Below are 24,933 nucleotides of genomic sequence, written 5' to 3'. Positions count from 1 at the left end.
TAACGGAGGTGGATGCTTTGGGAAAACGCGTCTATGAATTTGCAAAAGAACAGAATGTAACGAGTAAACAAGTCATTACTCAATTAGAAAAATTGAACAAACCGGTGAAAAACCATATGGCCGTTCTCGATGATGAGACAGTCAAGCAGTTGGACCGTGTGTTCAATCCAGAAAAATATCGTGCTGAGAAGCAAGCGGAAGCGAAAGCTACTTCAACTTCGAACGAACCGAAACAAGAGAAAAAAGAACAAGCACGTCCGCAAGCGGCACAACAAAACCGTGGCGGTCAAAACAATCGCGGTGGTCAAAATCGTAACGACAACCGTAACAACGACCCACGCAATAAAAAACGTGGAAAAGGGAAAGGTAAAGGCAAGCCGGTAAAAGCGGCAGTGCCACAAGAAGCCGATCCAAACTCGAAGACAAGTCAGCGTAAAGCGGCTCGTCTCGCACAAGAAGCAGAGATGGGGAACGTCATCAAGTATGACGACGTGCTCAGTGTCTCTGACCTTGCAGAAAAAATGAACAAAAAGCCGAACGAGATCATCATGAAGTTGATGGGTCTTGGCGTAATGGCGACAATTAACCAGACGCTTGACGACGAAACGATCGAATTGCTCGCTTCTGAGTTTGGCTTTGAAGTAGAAAAAGAAGTCGTCGTGGACGAAACAGACTTCGAAACAGTTGAGATTGACTTCTCACAATATGATCTTGAAGAGCGCCCAGCGGTCGTCACAATCATGGGTCACGTCGACCACGGTAAAACGACACTTCTTGACTCGATTCGTAACACGAAAGTCGTCGCAGGTGAAGCAGGTGGGATCACGCAACATATCGGTGCGTACCAAGTCTCTGTAAACGATAAGAAAATCACATTCCTCGATACGCCAGGTCACGCGGCGTTCACAACGATGCGTGCACGTGGTGCGGAAGTGACAGATATCGCCATCATCGTCGTTGCGGCTGACGATGGCGTCATGCCACAAACAGAGGAAGCGATCTCGCACGCGAAAGCAGCGAACGTTCCAATCATCGTTGCGGTCAACAAAATGGACAAAGAAGGGGCAAATCCTGATCGTGTCAAACAAGAATTGACGGAGTTCGGTCTCATTCCTGAAGAGTGGGGCGGCGAAACAATCTTCGTTCCGATTTCTGCCATCAAAGGTGAAGGAATCGATGAATTGCTCGAGATGATCCTTCTCGTATCTGAAGTCGAAGAGTACAAGTCGACGCCAGACATGCCAGCTCGTGGATCAGTCATCGAAGCGAAGCTCGACAAAGGTCGCGGACCTGTCGCAACACTTCTCGTTCAACACGGTACGCTTCGTATCGGTGACCCAATCGTCGTCGGTAGCACGTTCGGTCGTGTCCGTGCAATGGTTAACGACATCGGTCGTCGTGTGAAGCAAGTCGGTCCATCGACACCGATCGAAATCACAGGTTTGAACGATGTGCCACAAGCCGGTGACCAGTTCATCGTCTTCGAAGATGAGAAGAAAGCACGTGCCATCGGGGAAAAACGTTACCAACGTTACCTCGAATCACAACGCCGTGAATCAGCGAAAGTCAGCCTTGACGACTTGTTCAGCCGTATTCAAGAAGGTGAAGTGAAAGACTTGAACGTCATCATCAAAGCAGACGTACAAGGTTCAGCTGAAGCATTGGCTGGTTCACTCCGCAAGATTGATGTAGAAGGCGTTAAAGTCAACATTGTTCACCAAGGTGTCGGTGCAATCACAGAAGGTGACGTCATCCTCGCATCAGCGGCGAACGCTGTCATCATCGGTTTCAACGTTCGTCCTGACGGTAACGCCCGTTCAATGGCGGAACAAGAAAATGTTGAAATGCGTCTCCACCGCATCATCTACAACGCGATCGAAGAAATCGAGAGCGCGATGAAAGGGATGCTTGACCCTGAGTTCGTCGAAGAAATCACAGGTCAAGTCGAAGTCCGTGATGTCTTCAAAGTATCGAAAGTCGGTACGATTGCAGGTTGTTATGTGACTGAAGGTAAGATCACACGTGACGCCGGTGTCCGTGTCATTCGTAACGGAATCGTCGTATATGAAGGCAAGCTCGATACGCTTCGCCGCTTCAAAGATGACGTGAAGGAAGTTGCGACTGGATATGAGTGTGGAATTAAAGTAGAGAAATTTGATGACATTAAAGTAGAAGATGTCATTGAAGCGTTCGTCATGAAAGAAGTCGAACGTAAATAATGTGAGGAGGGATCACGTATGAAAATTCGTGCCCAACGTGTTGCCGAGCAAATGCGTAAAGAGATTACAGACGTCTTATTACGGGAAGTGAGTGACCCACGTACAAAAAACGCTACAATCACAAGTGTTGACGTGACAGGGGACTTACAACAAGCAACGGTCTATTATACGGTGCTCGGTGATGAGGAAGATGTGAAAGCAGAAACGCAAGCAGGTCTCGACAAAGCGAAAGGATTTATCCGTCGCGAAATCGGGAACCGCATCCGTCTTCGTAAAACACCAGAAATCTCGTTTGAATACGATTCATCGGTCGCATATGGTAGCCATATCGATTCATTGATTCGTGATTTGAACAAAGATCAATAACTTGAAAGGGGAGACATCGTTCTCCCTTTTTTTGTATGGAGGGATGAAATTGGAACCGAACGGAGTGCTTGTACTCGATAAGGACCGTGGCATGACGAGTCATGACTGTGTGTTCAAATTACGAAAATTGTTTCAAACGAAAAAAGTCGGGCACACGGGTACGCTTGACCCGGAAGTGACAGGTGTGTTGCCAATCTGCTTAGGACGCGCAACGAAATTATCTCGTTTTATAACTGACGAAGGTAAGCGTTACGTGGCCGAGGTGACGATTGGCACCGCTACGATGACGGAGGATGCGCATAGTGAAGTCGTGGAGCAAAAGGACGTCGCACCGAATGGGTTGGATGAAGCTCAGATTGATGAAGCGATGCGTCAATTAATTGGGACGATTGAACAAATCCCACCGTATTATTCGGCTGTCAAAGTAAATGGGAAGAAATTGTACGAGTATGCCCGAAAAGGACAGACTGTAGAACGCCCACGTCGGATGGTAGAGATTCATCGTCTAGAACGGACGAGTGGATTAACGTTTGAAGAAGGAGTATGTCGCTTCCGAATGGAGATCGATTGCGGAAAAGGGACGTATATTCGTACACTTGCCGTTCAAATCGGGGAGAAGCTGGGTTACCCTGCCCATATGAGCGAACTCAGACGGACGAGTTCTGGGTCATTCGAGGAGGCACATGCCGTATCGCTTGAAACGCTACAGGCACTCGAGACGATCGAAGAACGAATGGCGCATGTCATCCCGCTCGAGGATGTCATCAAACGTTGGCCTGCCATCACGATTCCAAAGAATCGGGAGCGCTATATTCGCAATGGTGGGAAGTTGAACGGCGTTTCGCTCGAATTTGAGTTATTTACTGTCTATAATGAAGAAGGAATCCCTCTTGCTTTATATCGAAGACAAGATGGAACGACAGACGCTACAGTCGAGGTCATGCTGGCCATCGACTAAGGGGGAAATTGACAGTATGGAAACAAGACATCTCACCTATCCTGAAACACCTGACCTGTATCCATCGGTCATGGTGCTTGGTTTTTTTGATGGTGTTCATAAAGGACATCAAGCCGTAATCAATCATGCCAAACGCGTGGCAGCGGAACATAACCTTCCGGTGACGGTCGTTACGTTCGACCCACACCCGAAACAAGTGCTTTCGAACAAACCGGACGCGGTCCGTTATATCACACCTTTATCTCGGAAATTGAAGCGAATCGAAGCGCTCGGTGTCGAGCGGTGTCTCGTCTTGACGTTTACGAAAGAGTTGGCTGGATTATCCCCTCAACAGTTTGTCGACGATTATTTAATTGCTGCGGGAGCCGTACATGTGACGGCAGGATTTGATTACTCGTACGGCAAGTTTGGCGAAGGGACGATGGAAACACTTCCATACCATTCGCGTGATCAGTTCACGACGTCCGTCGTTACGGAACAGACGATGGATGGAGAGAAGGTATCCTCGACTCGGATTCGTAAACTATTGGCTGAAGGTCACGTTGACGCAGCACATGAGTTACTCGGTGCCCCATATGTCATCTGCGGTGAAGTGATTCACGGAGATGCGAGAGGGCGAACGATCGGATTTCCGACTGCGAACGTGTTGATGGACGCCTCTTATGTCATGCCACGACTCGGGGTGTATGCGACACGCGTCACGCTCCCAGACGGCCGGACGTTCAAGGCGATGACAAACGTCGGACGTCGCCCGACTTTTTATGAGACGGGAGCAGTCTCTGTTGAGAGTCATCTCTTTGACTTTTCGGAGGATTTGTACGGGCAAGTGATTGAGATTGAGTGGATTCAATATATCCGCAACGAGCGAGCGTTCGATGGGTTGGATGCATTGGTCGCTCAACTAAAACAAGATGAGGTGTCGGCACGCTCAATCCTATCTTGACTTTCGGTTGCGGTTACGCTATCCTTGTCAAGTACGCAAAGTACACCGTTTCGCTTGGCTGGTCGATTCACCAACGCCGGCTCGGCAACACGGCAATTTTTTATTAAATGGAGGTGGAGAGGCAATGGCACTCTCAAAAGAACGTAAAAACGAAATTATCGCGGAATACGCGACTAAACAAGGTGACACTGGTTCACCGGAAGTACAAGTGGCAGTGTTGACTGAACAAATCAACACATTGAACGCTCACCTTCGTACACACAAGAAAGACCACCACTCACGTCGCGGTCTCTTGAAAATGGTTGGACGTCGTCGTAACTTGCTTACGTACCTTCGTAACAAGGACGTTACGCGCTACCGTGAATTGATTCAACGCCTCGGTCTCCGTCGTTAATCGATCGAGACTGTTTAACGGGCTGGGACAACGTCCTAGTCCGTTTCTTCTTTTTTAAGGAAAATGATTAGACATTCGTAAGATAGAGTTACATAATAAACTAGATAAGGTTTGAGAGGAGAATGTACATGTTAGGTACGAAACAAGTATTCTCTACAGAGTGGGGCGGACGCCCATTGTCTGTAGAGGTCGGTCAACTTGCGAAGCAAGCAAATGGCTCGGCGCTCGTTCGTTATGGCGACACGGTCGTCCTTGCGACAGTTACGGCTTCAAAAGCACCAAAAGATTTAGACTTTTTCCCATTGACGGTCAACTATGAGGAAAAATTGTATTCAGTCGGTAAAATTCCAGGAGGATTCCTTCGCCGTGAAGGACGTCCGGGGGAAAATGCGATTTTGACATCACGTCTCATCGACCGTCCGATTCGTCCGCTCTTCCCAGACGGATTCCGTCATGATATCCAAGTCATGATTTACGTCATGTCGAACGACCCAGACTGCTCGGCAGAGATGGCGGGAATGCTCGGAACGTCAATCGCACTCTCGATTTCAGATGTACCGTTTGATGGCCCAATCGCAGGTGTTACTGTTGGACGTGTTGACGGCGAATTCGTCATCAACCCGACAACGGCTCAAATGGAGAAAACAGACCTTGAGCTTCAAGTTGCCGGTACATCGACTGCAATCAACATGGTTGAAGCTGGTGCGAACGAAGTGCCAGAAGACGTCATGCTTGAGTCAATCTTGTTTGGACATGAAGAAATCAAACGCTTGATTGCCTTCCAACAAGAGATTACAAATGCAGTTGGCAAACCGAAGTTTGAATATACGGTCTCGAAATATGATGAGGCACTCACAGCTGAACTTGAAGCAGCTCGACCAGAAATCGTCGAAGCGGTTCAAGTTGAAGAGAAGCATGCTCGCGACGAAGCCATCAACGAAGTGATTGCGAAATATGTGGCATTGTATGAAGAGCGTCTTGCTGATGAGCCATCAAAACTTGGAGAAGTTTCAGGCATCTTGAACAAGTTCGTCAAAGATGAAGTTCGTCGCTTGATCACGGTCGACAAAGTGCGTCCAGACGGTCGTCGTCCGGATGTCATCCGTCCGCTCGCTTCAGAGGTCGGATTGCTTCCACGTGCACACGGTGTTGGTCTCTTCACACGTGGTCAAACACAAGTTATGTCGGTTGCGACGCTCGGTGTCATCGGTGATGCACAAATCATTGATGGAATCGGTTTAGAAGAGAATAAGCGCTTCATGCACCACTACAACTTCCCACCATTCTCGGTCGGTGAAGCACGTCCGGTCCGTGCACCAGGTCGTCGTGAAATTGGTCACGGAGCACTCGGTGAACGCGCACTCTTGCCAATCATTCCAAAAGAAGCAGATTTCCCGTATACGATTCGTCTCGTCTCGGAAGTGCTTGAGTCAAACGGTTCAAGTTCACAAGCTTCAATTTGTGGATCGACGCTCGCCTTGATGGATGCTGGTGTACCAATCAAAGCGCCGGTCGCTGGGATTGCCATGGGTCTCATCATGGAAGGAGAGCACTACACGGTCTTGACAGACATTCAAGGACTCGAAGACCATCTCGGTGATATGGACTTCAAAGTTGCTGGAACGAAAGACGGGATCACTGCCCTTCAAATGGATATCAAGATTGCTGGAATCACGCGTGAAATCTTAGAAGAAGCACTCGAACAAGCTCGTGTCGGTCGTCTACACATCCTTGATCATATGCTCGAAACGTTAGACGCACCACGTACACAATTGTCGAAATATGCACCGAAAATTATCACGATGACAATCAACCCGGATAAGATCCGCGATGTGATTGGACCAGGTGGTAAGATGATCAACAGCATCATCGACCAAACAGGCGTCAAGATCGACATCGAACAAGATGGAACGGTGTTCATTGCTTCGACAGACCAAGAAGGTATCGATCTTGCGATGAAGATGATCGGGGACATCGTACGCGAAGTCGTCGTCGGTGAAGTATTTGATGCAACGGTACGCCGCATCGAGAAGTTCGGCGCGTTCGTCGAGCTCTTCAAAGGAAAAGATGCACTCGTACACGTCTCAGAATTCAGCCTAGAGCGTGTCGCGAACGTCGAAGACGTCGTGAAGCTCGGTGATACGATTCAAGTTAAAGTTACAGAAATTGATGATAAAGGTCGTGTCAACGCATCGCATAAAGCGCTCATCTTAGAAGGATTGTCTCCTGAAGAGCGTGAAGCGTATGAAGCGAAACGGAAGGCTGCACGTGAAAGCCGTCCACCTCGTGAAGGCCGTCCGCCACGTCGTGACGGGGACCGTCGTCCACCGCGCTCGACAAATTAATTATTCTGGCCATCGTCTTGGTGCGATGGCCTTTTTCATAGGAGTGAGAATATGGAATGGATGACACTACAAAACGGTGTCCGCGTCATCATCGAACCGATTGAAGGCTCTCGCAGTACGTCGACCGGTGTCTTTATTAAAGCCGGAACACGAACGGAGTCGTTTGAAAACATCGGGATCAGTCATTTGATTGAACATATGTTGTTCAAAGGGACGTCGTCGAAAAACGCGAAAGAAATTGCTTCCTTTTTTGATGAACTCGGTGGAAGCGTCAACGCCTTCACCTCGAAAGACCATACTTGTTTTTATGTGAAGACACTTGACGAACATGCGGTCATGGCGCTCGACGTCTTGACGGATATGTTATTTGACTCGGTACTTGATGAGACCGAATTAGAGAAAGAGAAACGGGTCGTCGTGGAAGAAATAAAAATGTATGAGGATACGCCAGAAGACCTCGTCCATGAACTGTTGGCGATTGCGGCATATCGTGATGATATTCTCGCACAACCAATTCTTGGAACAGAAGAAAGCGTCAATCGATTGACGCGGGATCAGCTCGTTGACTATTTACAAGAGCGATACGTGGCAGAAGAAATTGTCGTCTCCATCGCTGGACATGTCTCTGAAGAATTGATGGAGGCAGTGAAGCGTAGGTTTGCCAACATCCCTTCTAGGGAATCGTCGAAAGAACTCACTCAACCAGAACTGTTCGATGACACGTTGACGAAACGAAAGGAAACGGAACAGGCGCACCTCTGTTGGAACTACGAGGCCATTTCGGCAACGGATGACCGGTTACCCCACTTGGCACTCATGAACAATGCCATCGGTGCGACGATGTCCTCGCGCCTGTTTCAATCGATTCGTGAAGAAGAAGGATTGGCCTACTCGATTTATTCATACTACACGACGTTTGCGGATCATGGGACGTTCACCATCTATGTCGGAACGTCACCAGACACGTTGAATCAAGTCGAATTCATTTTAGAGAGAGAATTGAAGCGTCTCTTTGAAGAAGGATTGACGGATGAAGAAGTCGATAAAGGGAAACGCCAATTAAAAGGTTCACTCGTCCTAGGGAATGAAAGCTCAAGCGCACGCATGAACCGAAATGGTCGAAACTTGCTGTTACTCGATGAAGTAGAGCCGATCGAACACGTGATTCAAAAAGTGGAGCGAATCGAGCGCGATGAGGTCAATGCATTGATTCGTGAAGTATTGACACATCAACCAGCGAAGTCATACGTCCTCCCAAACGAAGCGTGACTTGAAACCGAATTGTAAGTTCTCTACACTGATTAAGAGGTATTCTTTAGTTTGGATAGGATACAGGTGAAAGAAGGGAAAGACTTGAACTTAACGGATTTAGTGAAGACGATACAACTAATTAACCAACCAAATCTTGAAGGCATCGTGGTGACTCACGTGACAACCGATTCGCGGGAAGTTGTCCCGGGGACATTGTTTGTCGCCATCAAAGGATATACGGTCGATGGACATGAATATGCGTCTCAAGCGGTAGAACGAGGGGCAGTTGCGGTTGTCAGTGAACGACCGCTCGAACTTTCCGTTCCGAACTTGATTGTGCGTGATAGTTCTCGCTCAATCGGGCTTTTGGCATCAGCATTTTATGCGTATCCTTCTGAACAGATGCGACTGTTCGGAATCACTGGAACGAACGGTAAAACGACAACGACGACGATTTTACGGGACGTCCTCGACGTCCTCGGACACTCGACCGGATTGATTGGCACAGTCGAAGTGCGAATTAATGACAAAGTCGTGCCGAGTAAAAACACGACACCTCAAAGTTCAGAACTTCAACAATTGTTGGCGCAAATGCGTGATGAAGGTGTGACGGACGTCATGATGGAAGTGTCATCGCACGGTTTAGAGCTCGGCCGCGTCATCGGAACGGATTTTGATATCGTCGGATTCACGAATTTGACGCATGATCATCTTGATTTCCACGGGACGTTCGAAAACTATGCGCGAGCGAAGGGATTGCTCTTCGCACAGCTCGGTCAAATGGCTTCACGCGGGAAAGTGGCTGTCTTGAATGCAGATGATGCACAGAGTGCCCTATATGAGACGATGACAGGTGCAAAAGTATTGACGTATGGAATCGACACGATGGCTGATTTGATGGCGTCTGAGATTGAACAGACGTTGTCTCAAACGAGCTTTGTGTTGAACTATCAAGGCACACGCCTACCGGTGACCGTTCAGTTTATCGGTCGTTTCAACGTGTATAATTTATTGCTCGCGACAGGTTGTCTCCTTGCAGCAGGATACTCATTGGAGAAAATCGCTCGAGCACTTGAAATGATTCATCCGGCCAAAGGACGCATGCAGCGCCTAGACGTTCCAGGTTACAACGTATACGCGGACTATGCTCATACTCCGGATGGGATTGAACAATGTTTAAAATCGCTCGTCGGCGTACCGAAAGAGAAGATTGTCTTTTTAATCGGTACAGGCGGTAATCGTGACGTGACGAAACGTCCGGCTATGGGAGAGATGGCATCGACTTATGCGGGGACGGTCATCATTACGACAGACGATCCGCGCTTCGAAGCGTATGAATCCATTACAAAAGGGATTGCGGCCGGAATGACGCACGATAACTACGTCGAAATCGGCGACCGGGAAGAAGCGGTCCGTTATGCGGCAAGCTTAGCCAAACCGGACAATATCATCGTGTTAGCAGGAAAAGGGCACGAAAAATATCAGATTATCGGAAACGAGAAATTGCCACTCGACGAAGAGGCGATTGTCCGATCGACCATTTTGAATACGGAGGAAGCATGATTTATGGCAGTACAACCAGTTACGTTGACAGAAAAAGAACATGACGACTTCGTCAAAAAACACGACCGTGGCGACCTATTACAACTATCAAGTTGGGGAGATGTAAAACGACAGAACGGATGGACGTCAGAACGAATCGCAGTTGCCCGCGACGGATTGACGACCGGTGTGGCTTTGTTGTTATTTAAACGTGTCCCGAAACTACCATATACGTTATGTTATGCGCCACGTGGCTTTGTCGTAGACTATGATGACGTGGCATCGCTTCAAGCGCTTGTAAAAGAAGCAAAGCGTGTCGCTGCGAACCATAAAGCAATCGTCATCAAAATCGATCCGAACATCGACCGCGATGAGATGCCGGGTCTCTTGACAGAAATGGAAGCCGTCGGATTTCGGCACAAAGGGTACGGGGGTGGCTTCGATTACGCACAACCTCGTTTCACGATGGAGACAGATTTACGTCCGAGTGAAAAAGAAATTTTTGCGAAATTCCATCATAAATTCCGCTATAACGTTCGTTTAGCAGAGAAAAAAGGAATCGTCTGTAAGGAAGTCGGTCGTGATGGATTAAAAACGTTCGCCGATCTCATGAGAGTGACGGGAGAACGTGACGGGTTTGCCATTCGCGGTCTTGATTATTTTGAGAATCTATATGATTGTCTCCAACCGAACGATGCTCGACTCTTTTTAACAAAACTCGAACCTAAAATTGCGCTCGATCAGCAACAAGCAACGCTTGAGAAAGCGAAAAAAGAGTTGGAAAAAATTGAACGTGGGTTAGAGAAGGAAACCGTCGAAAAGAAACGAACGAGCCTTCATAACCGTAAAGAACAGACGGTGGCACAAATTCAAAAAGCCGAGCAAGCGTTACCTGAGCTCGTCGAATTGAATCAGGCTTACCCGGATGGACTTGTCTTATCAGGTGGGCTTTTGACACTTGCGGGACGACGTTCTTATTACTTATATGGTGCCTCGTCAAATGAGTTCCGTGAATTCATGCCAAACCATTTGATGCAATGGACGATGATGCAAGCGGCGAAAGAGAGTGGAGCCGAGCGTTATGATTTTGGTGGCGTCTCGGGTAGCACGGATCCTGATGATGAATATGCGGGTCTCTATGCATTCAAGTCTGGATGGGGGAGCGACATGATTGAGAAAGTCGGAGAATTCGACCTCGTCTTAAATCGCCCGTTCTATATGGCACTCGAAAAAGGATTGCCCATCCTTAAAGGACTCCGTAAACGGTTAAGAAGATGAGATGGACCGGCGTGTTATCACTTGCGATGGTCGCCTTCTTGATCGGTATCATACTTGCTTACTTTTATATGCAGCCAGAACCTGTGCCATGGGTGGATGAGCCCACGTTTGAAGCGGACATGTGTGTCCGGGACGTAGGGGCGGAAAACACGATATTGGCAAGAACGAAGATTGATTTTGATCGCCTTCATCCGCAAGTTGCGGAACGTGGCGCGATGTTCGTACGGTTGGCTCATTCTTGTCTCGATCTCGAAGTTCGATTGACGTCAGGGTATCGTTCAGCAAAAGAACAAAACGCTTTATATGCACAAGGGCGTTCTGAACCGGGACAAGTGGTGACGAATGCGAAAGCAGGTCAAAGCTATCACAATTATGGACTGGCGGTCGATTTTGTCATCATCCATAACAATAAAACGGACTATGACTTAAGCACGGATCGTAATCGCAACGATGTACCAGACTGGCAAGAGCTTGGGGAATTAGGAAAGGCGCTTGGTTTCGAATGGGGAGGCGACTGGAACTCATTCCCTGACTATCCGCATCTCCAGATGGACTTTGGTTTGTCAATCCGACAACTCGTCGCAGGGAAGCAACCGGACAAGAAAGCAATCGCACCGCTTGCCGATACACTAAAACCTCTACTAGATTGAACGGAAATGTTGGCAATGAAGCCGTTTTCCGATACAATATTCAGTAGCGATAAGGGACGAAACAGAATATGAAACATTTAGGAGGTTTTTGTTAGTGTCAAAAAAGAAGACAGAGAATATTAGCGTCTTTGCGCTTGGAGGCGTAGGCGAAATCGGGAAGAACATGTACGTCGTGGAGCTAGACGACGACATCTTCGTCATCGATGCCGGTCTCATGTTTCCAGGCGATGAGATGCTCGGGATTGATATTGTCATCCCAGACATCACTTATTTAAAAGAAAACAAGGATCGCGTCCGAGCGATTTTCATCACTCACGGTCACGAAGACCATATTGGTGGACTCAGTTACGTCCTACGCGATTTAAAACATGTTCCGGTATACGGGACGAAGTTGACTCTCGGATTGATTGAACTGAAATTAAAAGAGGCCGGTTTGTTGAAAGAAGTCGACCTTCGCATGATTGATGCCAAAACGAAATTGACTATCGCTGATCATCTCGTCACGTTCTTCCGCGTCAATCACTCGATTCCCGACTGTGTCGGTGTTTGTATTCAAACATCTCAAGGTGCCATCGTCCATACCGGAGATTTCAAGTTTGATTACACGCCAGTCGACGGGAAACAATCTGACTTTAACAAATTGGCGGCGATTGGACAGCGCGGAGTACTTGCATTGCTTTCCGATTCAACAAACGCAGAGCGTCCGGGTCAAACCGGTTCAGAATCGATTGTCGGTGCTGAATTGAACGATGTGATCTATCAAGCCGAAGGTCGTGTCATCGTGGCATCATTCGCCTCGAACGTTCACCGCTTACAACAAGTCTTTGCAGCCGCAGAAGCGAATGACCGCAAAGTCGCGGTCGTTGGTCGCAGTATGGTCAACATCGTCGAAGTCGCACAAAAATTAAACTACTTACGTTTCAAAGCGAAGACACTTGTCGAGTTATCGCAAGTGAATCGTCTTCCTGACAACAAAGTCGTCATCTTGACGACGGGATCTCAAGGGGAGCCGATGGCGGCGTTGACTCGGATGGCACGTAATGCGCACAAGCAAGTAAACATTCGCTTGAACGACACGGTCGTCATTGCGGCAACTCCGATTCCGGGGAATGAGAAGTCGGTTTCGAAAACGATTGACCTATTGTTCCGTTCTGGGGCAAACGTCATTTACAACCAACGTAAAGTTCACGTATCCGGACACGGTTCGGCGGAAGAGTTGAAGTTGATGCTCAATCTCGTCAAACCGAAATATTTCTTACCGATTCACGGCGAATACCGGATGCAAATGGCACACTCGAAACTCGCTGAACAAGTAGGGGTCAAACCGAACAACATCTTCATCGTTGAAAAAGGAGATGTCGTCGAGTTCACAGGTCGTAAAGCCCGCATGAGCCGTAAAGTTCCTGCAGGTAACGTCTTGATTGATGGGATCGGTGTCGGTGACGTCGGAAATATCGTCTTACGAGACCGTCGCTTGTTATCACAAGATGGGGTCGTGCTTTGCGTGGTCACATTGAATCGGAAACAGAAGAAATTGATTTCAGGACCTGAACTCATCTCACGTGGATTCGTGTATATGCGCGAATCGGAAGAAATGATTTCAGAGGCAAACCGTATTGTCACAAAACAGATTGAAAAGAGTCTGCAAGCTGGCAGTGATTGGACCGAATTGAAATCAAATATCCGCGAGCGACTTAGCGTCTTCTTATTCGAGCAGACGAAACGTCGTCCGATGATCTTGCCGATCATCATGGAGATTTAATGGAATGAGAGTGAGGCAAAAGTCATCAGACTTTTGCCTTCTTTTTTTAGGAGGAACTGAAGTGGCTCAAAAAACGAGTAAGACACCCGTGAAGCGGAAGCGACCAGCAACGCGAAACACGAGAAAACAGAAAAAACAACCGATTGCGCCACGTACATATGGATGGGGAATTTTCGTTCTTTCCATCGTCGCATTCGTATTTGCCTTATTCGATTTCGGATGGATTGGTCGACAACTATCTGACTTGTCCGAATATCTGTTTGGTGGCTGGGGCGCGCTCACGTATCTGATGATTGCCATCTTATTATGGATTTTACTGAAACCGATGAAACCGATGGAGCGAGCTGGACTGTTCAGTATGACCGCGTCCTTTTTACTGTTCGGTGATTTACTGTGGGGAGAAGAACGAGGCGGCGTCAACGGTGCACTTTATGGCTTAAACCAATACTTATTTTCTGACTTCGGCCTCATCTTTTTAGGCATTGTCTGTTTGATCGTCGGTGTATCCCTTTATGTGCCAACGATTTGGGGAACGATTTACCATCGTTTAGAGGAATCTGTTGTGGCTGTGAAACAGGAATGGCAGTCAAGGCCGAAAGCAGAGAAAAAACAAGAGATCAAGCAGAAGCAGGAACCGAAAGGGTCTCGTAAATCTTCGCCTAAACCGTTGCCGGTGGAAGTCGATTCGGATGTAGAGTCGGAGTCAGATGTGGTCACGATGAATGATATCCCGATTGTCGGGTTCAGTGAGAAAGTGGTGGCAGAGAAAAAAGAGGAAACCAAAGCGGCACCTTCTACGGAAACAGACGCTTCCATTTCGACCGAGGAAATGATGATGACCGCGGCGCAAGACGTCTCGGACACATATGAACTCCCTCCGTTCTCCAATTTAAAAGAACCGGTAATCACCGATTTATCTGGAGAAAATGCGCGTTTAAAAGAGAATGCCGCTAAATTGGTGAAGACATTAAAGTCGTTTGGTGTAGGCGTGAAAGTATTAAAAATTCACCTTGGGCCGACCGTCACAAAGTATGAGTTACAACCGGACATTGGGGTGAAGGTCAGTCGAATCACTTCGCTTAGCGATGATCTCGCACTTGCACTTGCCGCAAAAGATATCCGAATCGAGGCACCAATCCCGGGTAAGGCGGCGATTGGAATTGAGGTACCGAACCAGGAAGTCGCTCCAGTCTGTTTACGAGAAGTGCTTGAAGCAGACCCAGTGAGACAGGACGATTCAAAGCTACTCGTCGCACTCGGACGAAGCATTAGTGGGGAGACTGTTGGCATCTCATTAAACAAAATGCCACACTTACTCGTGGCCGGATCGACAGGTTCCGGTAAATCAGTCTGTATTAATGGAATGATTGTATCCATACTGATGCGCTCTCGACCAGACGAGGTCCGTCTCATGATGATCGACCCAAAAATGGTTGAGCTGAATGTCTACAACGGTGTCCCACATTTGTTGACACCGGTCGTCACAGACCCGAAAAAAGCAGCACAGGCATTGAAACAAGTCGTCGCCGAGATGGAAAGACGATATGAGCTGTTCAGTCGCTATGGTGTCCGCAACATTGAAGGATACAATGAACTCGTCGATCAGTCCGATGATGAGGATGCGAAGCGTCTACCGTTTATTGTCGTCATTGTCGATGAGTTGGCGGATTTGATGATGGTCGCTTCAAATGACGTCGAGGACGCCATCATGCGCCTCGCACAAATGGCACGGGCCGCAGGGATTCATATGGTCTTGGCGACACAACGTCCATCTGTCGACGTCATTACAGGGGTCATTAAAGCAAACATCCCGTCTCGAATCGCGTTTGCAGTCTCTTCACAAACCGATTCCCGGACAATCTTGGACGGAGGAGGAGCAGAGAAACTACTTGGGCGTGGCGACATGCTGATGCTTGCAAACGGGATGAACAAACCAGTACGTGTCCAAGGTGCGTTCGTTTCCGATCAAGAAGTCGAAACGGTCGTCAATCATGTCATCGCCCAGCAACGAGCACAGTATGTGGAAGCGATGATGCCGAAAGAAGAAGAGGTGACAACAATCGACTCCGATGATTCATTGTTCGGAGAAGTCGTTCAATTCATCGTCACCCAAGAAACGGCTTCGACATCGATGATTCAACGAAGATTTCGAATTGGCTATAATCGGGCAGCACGCTTAATTGACTCGCTCGAAGAGGCGGGGTACGTAGGTCCGTCAGAAGGTTCAAAACCTCGGAAAGTTTTAATAAACGAACAAAATGAATAAGTGTATAAACGAACGATTGTATATCAATATATTCAATCGTTCGTTTTTTATTGCTTTTTAAACAATATGGAAATATTCGCGCAAATCAGAGAGGTTCGTTATAATATTCATGTAATATAGCACATATGACCTATATCGTTTATTAGTACATACTTTTAAAAACGGCTGAAACGCTTACATTTTTTAATAACGTTTACATTTTACAAAAGTTTTTCAAACTGAATCGAAAAGAGTAAAATGGACTCAGAGGTACGGTTCGAGATGGTTTTTTAAAATATTTCCTTGATTCCGAACAAAAAGTATTGCGTTCTAATTCTCGAATCCCTATACTTAATATTGGCAAGGACATTCATACGTCAGATGTCTGAGCACTGGTAAGTAAATTAAAGGTGGTGAGGCCAATGTCGATTAAGCTCGATCATCGATTGCTCTATCTTCGAGTGATTGAGAAAATTAAGCAAGATATCGACGCTGGTGTCTATCGTGAAGGTGAGAAATTACCTTCAGAGTTTGAGCTTTCGAAGCAACTCGGAGTCAGTCGAGCGACACTTCGTGAAGCGCTAAGAATTCTCGAAGATGAGAAATTTGTCGTGCGAAAACATGGGGTAGGGACGTTTATTAGTTCTAAACCGCCATTCACATCAGGGATCGAGGAATTATTCAGTGTTACTGATATGATCACACGTGCAAAAATGACACCAGGAACGAAAGTGTTGGTGGCCGAGAAAGTGTTGGCAACAGAGAGAGAAGCCGAGCGTCTCAAGATTGAGCCGAACTCACCGATTTATCGAATCGTTCGAATTCGATATGCGGATGACACACCGGTCGTTTATTGTGTCGACAAAGTGCCGGCCCATCTCGTCTCAAATCCTGAGGCATTGACCGAAGGGAAGTCGTTGTTTGACTCTCTCGAAAAAGAGGTAGGACGTCGAGTCGCATATGCAATCACGCACATCGAACCGAGTGTCAGCTCTGAAATATCGTCACAACTTCAGACGGACCAACCGTTACTCGCATTAAAACAATTGCATTACGATGAGAGTGATTTACCATTACTCGATTCGGCCAACTTTTTCCGAGCTGATCGATTCGACTTCCATGTCGTACGTAAACGAGTGTAACCGAACAGTTTATGAACGGAAGAGTTATTTTTGGGGAACAGCGTGAAAGCGCTTTCTTATACCGGTGTAAAGACTACTGATAACATGACAACAAAATTTGTTATGAACCGAAAGGGGAAACACGACGATGATGAACAAAAAGAAAACGATTCTCTCAGCTTTAGCAGCAGGACTCACACTCTCTACAGTACTCGCAGCATGCGGTGGCGATGACAACGAAGGTGGCTCATCTTCAAACGGTGAAGGCGGAGAAGGCGGCGACTTCAAAGTAGCGATGGTTACAGATACTGGCGGTGTTGATGACAAATCATTCAACCAATCTGCTTGGGAAGGTCTCACAAAGTTCGGTCAAGACAACGACTTGACTGAAAACGAAGGATACAAATATCTTCAATCAGCTAAGCAAGCGGACTACCAGCCAAACTTGCAACAATTGGCTCGTGATAACTTCAACTTGATCTACGGAATCGGCTTCTTGATGGCTGAAGACGTACAAAAAGTTGCAGAGCAGTTCCCTGACAACAACTTCGCAATCGTCGATATGGTTGTTGATGCTCCAAACGTTGCATCGATCACGTTCAAAGAGCAAGAAGGTTCATTCCTCGTTGGTGTCATTGCCGGTCTCTCAACGACAACTGATAAAGTTGGTTTCATCGGTGGAGTAGAATCAGACTTGATCAAAAAGTTTGAAAATGGATTTAAAGCGGGTGTCATGGCTGTAAACCCAGAAGCAACAATCGACGTGAAGTATGCAGAAGACTTCAACTCGGCTGAAAAAGGAACTGCAATCGCTTCAGGTATGTACGGTTCTGGATCGGACATCATCTATCACGCAGCTGGTGGTACAGGTGTAGGGGTATTCACAGAAGCGAAAAACCGTAAGAAGAACGGCGAAGAAGTTTGGGTAATCGGGGTTGACCGTGACCAGTATGAAGAAGGTCTTCCAGAAGACGTTACACTTACGTCAATGGTCAAACGTGTAGATACAGCTACTTATGACGTATCGAAACAAACGATGGACGGAGAATTCCCAGGTGGCGAAATCATCGAGTTCGGTTTGAAAGATGACGGCGTCGGCATCGCAGAAACTTCTGATAAGCACGTTTCAAAAGAGATTCTCGATAAAGTTGAAGAATACCGTACACAATTGGTTGACGGAGAACTTACTGCACCAGCAACTGACGCTGAGTTCGAAGAGTTCATGAAAAACGTAAAATAATTCATTTGAGTGAAGGGGGGACCCATGTGGTCTCCCTTTACTTAAAGTTAGGGGTGAACTTCCTTGGAATATGTAATTGAAATGCTAAATATTCGCAAAGAGTTCGGTACGTTCGTTGCGAACGACAATATCACACTCCAATTGCGCAAAGGGGAAATCCATGCGCTTCTCGGAGAGAACGGAGCGGGGAAGTCGACGCTCATGAACGTGTTATTCGGTCTCTATCAGCCTGAAGGCGGAGAGATTCGTGTGCACGGAAAAAAAGTGGATATTGAAAACCCGAACATCGCCAACGAACTTGGGATCGGGATGGTCCACCAACACTTTATGCTTGTTGAAAAATTCACGGTCACAGAGAACATCATCCTCGGACTTGAGCCAAAGAGCGGTGTAACGATTGACCGTGCGACAGCCCGTAAAAAGGTCATGGATATTTCAGAACAGTATGGACTTAAGATTGATCCAGACGCGAAGATTGAAGATATTTCAGTCGGTATGCAACAGCGTGTAGAAATCTTGAAGACGCTCTATCGCGGGGCGGATATTTTGATCTTTGATGAACCGACGGCAGTGTTGACACCACAAGAGATTCAAGAACTTATTCAAATTATGAAACGTCTGATTGCTGAAGGTAAGTCGATCATCTTGATCACGCACAAGCTGAAGGAAATTATGCAAGTCGCAGACCGTTGTACGGTCATTCGCCGCGGACGTTATATCGGAACGGTTGAAGTCGACGAAACCGTTAACGAAGACAGTCTTGCTGAAATGATGGTCGGGCGAGAAGTCAATTTCGATGCGGAGTATTCGAAAGCCGATCCACAACAAGTTGTCCTTGACGTTCAAGGACTTGTCGTCAAAGACAGTCGTGGTTTGAAAGTCGTTGAAGGATTAGACTTACAGATTCGTGCTGGAGAAGTACTCGGGATTGCAGGAATTGACGGTAACGGTCAGACGGAACTGATTGAAGCAATCTCTGGGCTTAAAAAGCCAGAATCCGGTAAAGTTTTACTCAATGGAAAAGATGTGACGGGGCACACACCTCGTAAAATGACGGAAGCTGGCATCGGACATATTCCACAAGACCGTCATAAGCATGGGCTTGTTCTTGACTACTCGATTCGTGACAACATGGTTCTTCAAACGTACTATAAAGAACCTTTCTCGAAACGGGGTCTTATGAATTATAAAGCCGTGGCAGAGAAAGCGAAGGCGTTGATTGAGAAGTTTGACGTCCGAACTCCATCCATCGATGTGCCAGCGCGTGCCCTTTCTGGTGGTAACCAGCAGAAAGCAATTATCGCCCGTGAGGTCGATCGCTCGCCTGATTTACTCATCGCAGCACAACCAACGCGCGGTCTAGATGTCGGTGCGATTGAATTTATTCACGAACAACTCGTTAAAGAACGTGAAAAGGGCCGTGCTGTCTTGCTCATCTCGTTCGAACTTGATGAGATTTTACACGTATCCGACCGTATCGCCGTTCTTTATGAAGGAAAAATCGTAGGAATTCGTGATCCGAAAGAGACGACGGAACAAGAACTTGGCTTCTTGATGGCCGGCGGTCAGAGAGGGGACGACACAGAATGAAAAAATTAAGTTTAAACCAACTTCTCATTCCATTCCTATCCATCATTTTAGGACTTCTCGTCGGAGCCATCGTTATGTTGATTGGTGGGTACGACCCTGTTCAAGGCTTTATCTCCTTGTTTGAAGGGATGTTTGGAAGCCCGTATGCCATCGGGGAGACGTTACGTGCAGCAGCACCACTTATCTTCTCGGGTCTTGCGGTTGCCTTTGCATTCCGGACCGGGCTATTTAACATCGGGGTAGAAGGCCAAGTATTGATTGGATGGGTAGCAGCCGTTTATGTAGGGATCAACTTCGATTTGCCGATGTTTATCCATTTACCGCTTGCACTTCTTGCAGCGATGGTCGCAGCCGCAATCTGGGCTTTCGTTCCTGGTTTCTTAAAAGCGAAGTTTTACGTACACGAAGTTATCACATCAATCATGATGAACTATATCGCGCTTTACACGACGAACGCGATTTTGCGTAGCGTCATCGGTGTGACGAACGAACGTACAGACTCAATCAACGAATCGGCATCGCTTGCGTCACCATGGTTACAAGAGTTGACGACGTACTCACGTCTTCACTGGGGTGTCCTCGTTGCGGTGCTCGCAGCGATTGTATACTACTACATTCTTCAACGTACGACGCTCGGTTACGAGTTACGTGCTGTCGGGTTCAACAAACATGCTTCTCAGTACGCAGGGATGAGCGTTGACCGTAACATCGTCCTTTCGTTTGTCATCTCAGGGATGTTCGCAGGTCTCGCCGGCGCGATGGAAGGTCTCGGGACGTTCGGTAGTATGACGCTCTCGGCATCGTTCACAGGTGTTGGATTTGACGGGATTGCCGTAGCCCTCCTCGGTGCAAACACAGCGGTTGGTGTCATTCTTGCAGCGATTCTCTTTGCTGGATTGAACATCGGTGGATTGGCGATGCAACTTGGTGCGAACGTACCGTCTGAACTCGTCAAAGTCATCATCGCAGCAATCGTTATCTTTGTGGCATCTGGTTATGCCATCAACTATGTTATTGAGAAACTTAAAGGAAATCGTAAGAAAGGAGTGGAGAAAAAATGAGCTTCTTAGAAGTCCTCTATATCGTCGTACCGGTTGCACTCGCCTATGCGACTCCACTCATTATCGCAGCGCTTGGTGGGATTTTCAGTGAACGCTCGGGTGTCGTCAACATCGCACTCGAAGGAATTATGATCATCGGTGCCGCAACAGGAATCATCACAACGCTCACGTTGACAGACTTAGGAGCCGGTGCGTTTAGCCCATGGATTTCCTTGATCGTTGCGATGGTAGTTGGAGCGTTATTCTCTCTCTTCTTAGCTGTTCCGGCCATCCTATGGCGTGCGGACCAGACGGTTCTTGGAGTAGCGATTAACATGCTTGCGATTGGTCTCGCGATTTTCGTTGTACGTGTGCTTTATAATAAAGGTCAAACTGACTTTATCGAGTATCGTATTGCGAAAGAGAACGTACCATTTTTGTCAGATATTCCTGTTCTAAAAATGTTCTTCATTAACGTTCAATATACGTCATTTGTTGCCATCGCATTAGCGTTTGTCGTCTGGTTCGTCATCTTCAAGACGCCGTTCGGACTACGTCTTCGCTCAGTCGGGGAACATCCGATGGCGGCCGATACGATGGGAATCAACGTCACAAAAATGCGCTTCATGGGCGTCATGCTCTCTGGTGCATTTGGTGGCCTTGCCGGAGCGGTATATGCCGTTACGGTTACGACAAACTTCAGCGGAACAACGATTGTTGGTCAAGGGTTCTTGGCGATTGCCGCGATGATCTTCGGGAAGTGGAATCCGCTCGGCGCACTCGGTGCCGGATTATTCTTCGGATTCGCTCAAGCACTTTCGATTATCGGAAGCAACTTGCCGGTCATCAATAACGTGCCACAGCTTCTCCTCTTGATTGCACCATATGCGCTCACGATTCTTGCGCTCGCTGGACTCGTTGGTCGTGCGGATGCACCGAAGTCAGTCGGTATTCCATATATTAAAGGAAAACGCTAATCTGGAATAGGACATATGTCCATTTTAGAAAGGTTGTTTGGTGCTTAAGCCAAACAACCTTTTTTGTTATACTTGGCTAGAGCTGTCATGATTGGAGTACGGTGGAGAAGTGAAAATGAAAAAAGACATATCGGTCAAAATGACCAATATGTCTTTCTTGGATTATTCAAACTTCAATGCATCGCCTTCGAACGATTCGTCTGCCACTTTGATTGAATCGGTTGGGCATCCTTCGAATGCATCCATCATGTCTTCGTATAACTCATCAGGAATTTCAACAGTACCTGTGTTGTCATCCATCAAGTTGAATGCGAGACCTTCATCATCGTAATCGTAAATATCTGGTGCTGCTGCACCACAAGCTCCGCATGCGATACATGTATCTTTATCGACGATAGTAAATTTTGCCATGATAATAACCCTCCAAACGGTTCGTTTCTCTTAGAAATCAATCTACTGTCTACGAGTAATTGTAGTCTACATACCCAATTATTTCAATGAGGAAACGAGTGTCTTTTTGGTAGGATAATGATTTTTTTAAGGATGTGACGACTTGGTTCATTTAGCAGACGGAGTTTTACTGCTGGCCATTAAGCGATTAAACGGAGAACGAAGTGAACGCAGCCTATTCCATGTCTTAAATGGAAAGCGTTCGGCGACAACGTTACAAGACGCGTTCTTTTATGAACTAGAACCTGTTTTTGGACAGTTTCCGCAAACAACGTATGCATATGAGTCCTTATTGAAAGGACTTGAGAAGCGGGGATGGTTAGACCGCAAACAGTTTAAACTGACAGAAGCGGGAGACATGTTGGCATCCCCTGAAGCTGTAGAGGATTTGTTCAATCGATTAGGTGGGGAGCGCCGTGATTTTAACGCGACGACATGGAAACGGCTTAGCCTTTTCGTACAGACGTTTATGTCTAAGGAACATGAACGAACATTTTATCCAGTCCAAGCCGATCGACCTGCAGAACAGTGGGTAAAGCGATTATTGCAACTCGACCGAGATTGGAAAGTGCTGATGCAATCGTTTCATCACGAAATCGAGATTGCGCTCGAAAAAATCGGAGATCCATATGCGACGGCGGTCGTCTATCGATTCACGGGAGCATTTGAAACCGGTCTGACTTATGAACAAATTGCTAGCCTACTCGATGTGGATGCCGAGACGGCTCGACTCTATTTTTTGGCCGGATGGAATGAGTTGTTGATAGCGTTACCGGAAGATGCGAAGTTACGAGGATTTACGTATGGATTGTCGACAGAGCAGATGACCTATTCGGCACGGGAATCATACGAACTCTTTTTGAAAGGGTATTCGTTCCAACAAGTTCAGTCACAACGTAGACTACGGACGAGTACGATTGAAGATCATGTGGTAGAGATGGCGATGTACTTAGACATCTTTCCCCTCGATCAGTTCGTCCCGGCCGAAGAAATTGTCACGATCGCGAGACTTCGACATCCGAACAGTTGGGCGTTGAAACCGATATTTGAAGAGATGGGAAACGTTAGCTACTTTCAAATACGTCTTGTGTTCGCAAGACTGAAACGAGGTGAGACATTTGTATGAATCGACATTGAAGCGTGTGTTCGGGTATGATACGTTCCGCCCAGGTCAGCATGAAATCATCCATTCCGTTGTAGAGGGTCAGGATGTATTGGCAGTCATGCCGACAGGGGCAGGAAAGTCGTTGACGTTTCAACTCCCCTCATATATCAAGAACGGAGGATTGACGGTCATCGTCTCACCACTGCTCTCTTTGATTGAAGACCAAATGCTTCACATTCGAGAACGTGGAGAACGAGGTGTCGCACGATTGACGTCGATGGAATCAGCAGAAGAAAAGCAAGAGATCATCAATCACTTGAAACGCTATCGCTTTCTATATTTATCACCTGAGCAGTTGGCAGTGCCATATGTCACACGAGCACTCTCGAACGTCAAGATTCAAATGCTCGTCATTGACGAGGCGCATTGTATCTCCCAATGGGGTCATGAGTTTAGACCGGAGTATGCCCGATTAGGGGAATTGCGTAAACAAATCGGAAGCCCGCAATGCATGGCGGTCACAGCGACCGCACCTGAAAGCGTGAAGCAAGACATCGTTGAAAAACTGGCACTCTTTTCACCTGAGCAGTTCGTTCATTCTGCGAATCGACCGGAAATTCGATTGATGGTCGAACGGCTCGAAAAAGAAAAGAAACTTGAACGATTAAAAGAATTGGTGCGAGACGTTCCGAAACCGGCTGTCGTCTATACGGCGACCCGTCGAGAAGCGGAAGCATTGGCGTTTGAACTAGATGATGCGTTATTTTATCACGGTGGAATGTCGACAGAAGACCGACGACTCGTGCAATCTCAATTTTTACGGAACGAAGTGTCGGTCATGGTGTGTACGAGTGCATTCGGGATGGGGGTAAACAAAGACAACGTCCGCTCCGTCATCCATTTTCAAATACCTGCAACGGTCGAAGCATATATGCAAGAGATTGGACGAGCGGGTCGTGATGGAGAGCCGGCGTTTGCTGTCCTCCTCTATGCAGACGGAGACGAGCGCATCCAACAATTTTTGATTGACGGTCAATATCCGAAAGACGAAGACATCCGTTTGGCGTATTTTGAACGCGAGAACGCCACGTCGGTTTCGCAGTTATCTCGTATATTGCGGATGAACGAAGAAGATCCGAAGTTCTTACTTTTGAAACAGTTGTTGTCTGAACGTTCGCTTCAAGAGGCGCTCGATTGGGTAAAAGAAAGAAGACGTGATCGATATCGTCAACTCGGACAGATGATGGATTATGCACTCATCCGTACCTGCCGACGTGATTATTTGCTTCGCTATTTTTCGGAGTCGACAATCGACCAAGAAGAATGTTGTGACCAATGTGGGGCGATTGAGTTTCCGGAGACAACACGAATCGTCCGAAAAAATGTGACAGAATGGAAAATACGGTTGACGCAAATCTTTTCCTTTGAATAATATCATAGTAAAATGATAAAAAAGG

20 protein-coding genes are annotated in these 24,933 nt (G+C 47.1%); 19 read left to right on the top strand and 1 reads right to left on the bottom strand.

Annotation, left to right across the window (positions count from 1 at the left end):
* The first annotated feature begins 17 nt into the window (after positions 1 to 17).
* The 17 genes from infB to KNO87_RS04155 all read left to right on the top strand — a co-directional run bounded on the left by infB (position 18) and on the right by KNO87_RS04155 (position 21,921).
* The gene (gene infB / locus KNO87_RS04235) at positions 18 to 2,219 is read left to right on the top strand and encodes a translation initiation factor IF-2 (protein ID WP_214788721.1); all 2,202 of its coding nucleotides are present in this window, start codon (positions 18 to 20) and stop codon (positions 2,217 to 2,219) included.
* An 18-nt stretch (positions 2,220 to 2,237) separates the two neighbouring features.
* Positions 2,238 to 2,585, top strand: coding sequence for a 30S ribosome-binding factor RbfA (rbfA, locus tag KNO87_RS04230; protein ID WP_015881430.1), 348 nt, complete (start codon positions 2,238 to 2,240; stop codon positions 2,583 to 2,585).
* Positions 2,586 to 2,628: 43 nt separating this feature from the next.
* Entirely contained in the window at positions 2,629 to 3,543 is a 915-nt protein-coding gene (gene truB / locus KNO87_RS04225; protein ID WP_251126748.1) for a tRNA pseudouridine(55) synthase TruB, read from the top strand.
* 16 nt (positions 3,544 to 3,559) lie between these two features.
* Positions 3,560 to 4,486, top strand: a complete 927-nt coding sequence (locus KNO87_RS04220) for a bifunctional riboflavin kinase/FAD synthetase (RefSeq protein ID WP_214794039.1) — start codon at positions 3,560 to 3,562, stop codon at positions 4,484 to 4,486.
* Positions 4,487 to 4,610: 124 nt separating this feature from the next.
* Positions 4,611 to 4,880 (top strand): 30S ribosomal protein S15, encoded by a 270-nt coding sequence (rpsO, locus tag KNO87_RS04215; protein ID WP_074034662.1) that lies wholly within the window; start codon positions 4,611 to 4,613, stop codon positions 4,878 to 4,880.
* A gap of 128 nt (positions 4,881 to 5,008) precedes the next feature.
* Positions 5,009 to 7,225, top strand: a complete 2,217-nt coding sequence (gene pnp, locus KNO87_RS04210; protein WP_214794036.1) for a polyribonucleotide nucleotidyltransferase — start codon at positions 5,009 to 5,011, stop codon at positions 7,223 to 7,225.
* 51 nt (positions 7,226 to 7,276) lie between these two features.
* A complete protein-coding gene (locus KNO87_RS04205; RefSeq protein WP_214788709.1) occupies positions 7,277 to 8,494 on the top strand; it encodes a M16 family metallopeptidase in 1,218 nt (405 codons plus the stop codon).
* An 84-nt stretch (positions 8,495 to 8,578) separates the two neighbouring features.
* The gene (locus KNO87_RS04200) at positions 8,579 to 10,039 is read left to right on the top strand and encodes a UDP-N-acetylmuramoyl-L-alanyl-D-glutamate--2,6-diaminopimelate ligase (protein WP_251126021.1); all 1,461 of its coding nucleotides are present in this window, start codon (positions 8,579 to 8,581) and stop codon (positions 10,037 to 10,039) included.
* A gap of 3 nt (positions 10,040 to 10,042) precedes the next feature.
* Positions 10,043 to 11,296 (top strand): lipid II:glycine glycyltransferase FemX, encoded by a 1,254-nt coding sequence (locus KNO87_RS04195; RefSeq protein WP_214788706.1) that lies wholly within the window; start codon positions 10,043 to 10,045, stop codon positions 11,294 to 11,296.
* Complete coding sequence (locus KNO87_RS04190; RefSeq protein WP_214788703.1) at positions 11,293 to 11,946, top strand: M15 family metallopeptidase; 654 nt, start codon at positions 11,293 to 11,295, stop codon at positions 11,944 to 11,946. Before KNO87_RS04195 ends, KNO87_RS04190 begins: the two co-directional genes overlap by 4 nt.
* A 94-nt stretch (positions 11,947 to 12,040) precedes the next feature.
* Complete coding sequence (locus KNO87_RS04185; protein WP_074034657.1) at positions 12,041 to 13,708, top strand: ribonuclease J; 1,668 nt, start codon at positions 12,041 to 12,043, stop codon at positions 13,706 to 13,708.
* 61 nt (positions 13,709 to 13,769) lie between these two features.
* Positions 13,770 to 15,974, top strand: coding sequence for an FtsK/SpoIIIE family DNA translocase (locus KNO87_RS04180; RefSeq protein ID WP_214794033.1), 2,205 nt, complete (start codon positions 13,770 to 13,772; stop codon positions 15,972 to 15,974).
* A gap of 401 nt (positions 15,975 to 16,375) precedes the next feature.
* The gene (locus tag KNO87_RS04175) at positions 16,376 to 17,095 is read left to right on the top strand and encodes a GntR family transcriptional regulator (RefSeq protein ID WP_074034655.1); all 720 of its coding nucleotides are present in this window, start codon (positions 16,376 to 16,378) and stop codon (positions 17,093 to 17,095) included.
* A 130-nt stretch (positions 17,096 to 17,225) separates the two neighbouring features.
* Positions 17,226 to 18,314: a BMP family lipoprotein gene (locus KNO87_RS04170; RefSeq protein WP_214789852.1), complete on the top strand. Its 1,089-nt coding sequence runs from the start codon at positions 17,226 to 17,228 to the stop codon at positions 18,312 to 18,314.
* Positions 18,315 to 18,377: 63 nt separating this feature from the next.
* Entirely contained in the window at positions 18,378 to 19,904 is a 1,527-nt protein-coding gene (locus KNO87_RS04165) for an ABC transporter ATP-binding protein (RefSeq protein WP_214794030.1), read from the top strand.
* A complete protein-coding gene (locus KNO87_RS04160; RefSeq protein WP_214788691.1) occupies positions 19,901 to 20,965 on the top strand; it encodes an ABC transporter permease in 1,065 nt (354 codons plus the stop codon). The genes KNO87_RS04165 and KNO87_RS04160 overlap by 4 nt, the downstream gene beginning before the upstream one ends.
* Positions 20,962 to 21,921: an ABC transporter permease gene (locus KNO87_RS04155; protein WP_214794027.1), complete on the top strand. Its 960-nt coding sequence runs from the start codon at positions 20,962 to 20,964 to the stop codon at positions 21,919 to 21,921. The genes KNO87_RS04160 and KNO87_RS04155 overlap by 4 nt, the downstream gene beginning before the upstream one ends.
* Before the next feature lie 162 nt (positions 21,922 to 22,083).
* On the opposite strand, the gene KNO87_RS04150 is transcribed toward KNO87_RS04155, so the two are convergent.
* Positions 22,084 to 22,332: a ferredoxin gene (locus KNO87_RS04150; protein WP_214740203.1), complete on the bottom strand. Its 249-nt coding sequence runs from the start codon at positions 22,330 to 22,332 to the stop codon at positions 22,084 to 22,086.
* 142 nt (positions 22,333 to 22,474) lie between these two features.
* Between KNO87_RS04150 and KNO87_RS04145 the strand changes: the two genes are divergently transcribed.
* Both KNO87_RS04145 and KNO87_RS04140 read left to right on the top strand, forming a co-directional pair.
* Positions 22,475 to 23,497 (top strand): YpbB family protein, encoded by a 1,023-nt coding sequence (locus KNO87_RS04145; protein ID WP_214794024.1) that lies wholly within the window; start codon positions 22,475 to 22,477, stop codon positions 23,495 to 23,497.
* A complete protein-coding gene (locus KNO87_RS04140; RefSeq protein WP_353047451.1) occupies positions 23,481 to 24,908 on the top strand; it encodes a RecQ family ATP-dependent DNA helicase in 1,428 nt (475 codons plus the stop codon). The genes KNO87_RS04145 and KNO87_RS04140 overlap by 17 nt, the downstream gene beginning before the upstream one ends.
* The last annotated feature ends 25 nt before the right edge of the window (positions 24,909 to 24,933 follow it).

Origin of the sequence: Exiguobacterium sp. s34, from assembly GCF_018617435.1 — a bacterium.
GTDB lineage: Bacteria > Bacillota > Bacilli > Exiguobacteriales > Exiguobacteriaceae > Exiguobacterium > Exiguobacterium aestuarii.
Note: the sequence above shows the minus strand (reverse complement) of the source record. Positions and strands in the feature narration are given on the sequence as shown.

Excerpts from the sequence above, each read along its gene's own strand:
- KNO87_RS04205 (WP_214788709.1), top strand. The coding sequence starts at position 7,277 with ATGGAATGGATGACACTACAAAACGGTGTCCGCGTCATCATCGAACCG.
- KNO87_RS04175 (WP_074034655.1), top strand. The coding sequence starts at position 16,376 with ATGTCGATTAAGCTCGATCATCGATTGCTCTATCTTCGAGTGATTGAG.
- KNO87_RS04190 (WP_214788703.1), top strand. The coding sequence starts at position 11,293 with ATGAGATGGACCGGCGTGTTATCACTTGCGATGGTCGCCTTCTTGATC.
- KNO87_RS04170 (WP_214789852.1), top strand. The coding sequence starts at position 17,226 with ATGAACAAAAAGAAAACGATTCTCTCAGCTTTAGCAGCAGGACTCACA.
- KNO87_RS04195 (WP_214788706.1), top strand. The coding sequence starts at position 10,043 with ATGGCAGTACAACCAGTTACGTTGACAGAAAAAGAACATGACGACTTC.
- KNO87_RS04220 (WP_214794039.1), top strand. The coding sequence starts at position 3,560 with ATGGAAACAAGACATCTCACCTATCCTGAAACACCTGACCTGTATCCA.
- pnp (WP_214794036.1), top strand. The coding sequence starts at position 5,009 with ATGTTAGGTACGAAACAAGTATTCTCTACAGAGTGGGGCGGACGCCCA.
- rbfA (WP_015881430.1), top strand. The coding sequence starts at position 2,238 with ATGAAAATTCGTGCCCAACGTGTTGCCGAGCAAATGCGTAAAGAGATT.
- KNO87_RS04160 (WP_214788691.1), top strand. The coding sequence starts at position 19,901 with ATGAAAAAATTAAGTTTAAACCAACTTCTCATTCCATTCCTATCCATC.
- KNO87_RS04150 (WP_214740203.1), bottom strand. The coding sequence starts at position 22,332 with ATGGCAAAATTTACTATCGTCGATAAAGATACATGTATCGCATGCGGA.
- truB (WP_251126748.1), top strand. The coding sequence starts at position 2,629 with ATGAAATTGGAACCGAACGGAGTGCTTGTACTCGATAAGGACCGTGGC.
- KNO87_RS04155 (WP_214794027.1), top strand. The coding sequence starts at position 20,962 with ATGAGCTTCTTAGAAGTCCTCTATATCGTCGTACCGGTTGCACTCGCC.
- rpsO (WP_074034662.1), top strand. The coding sequence starts at position 4,611 with ATGGCACTCTCAAAAGAACGTAAAAACGAAATTATCGCGGAATACGCG.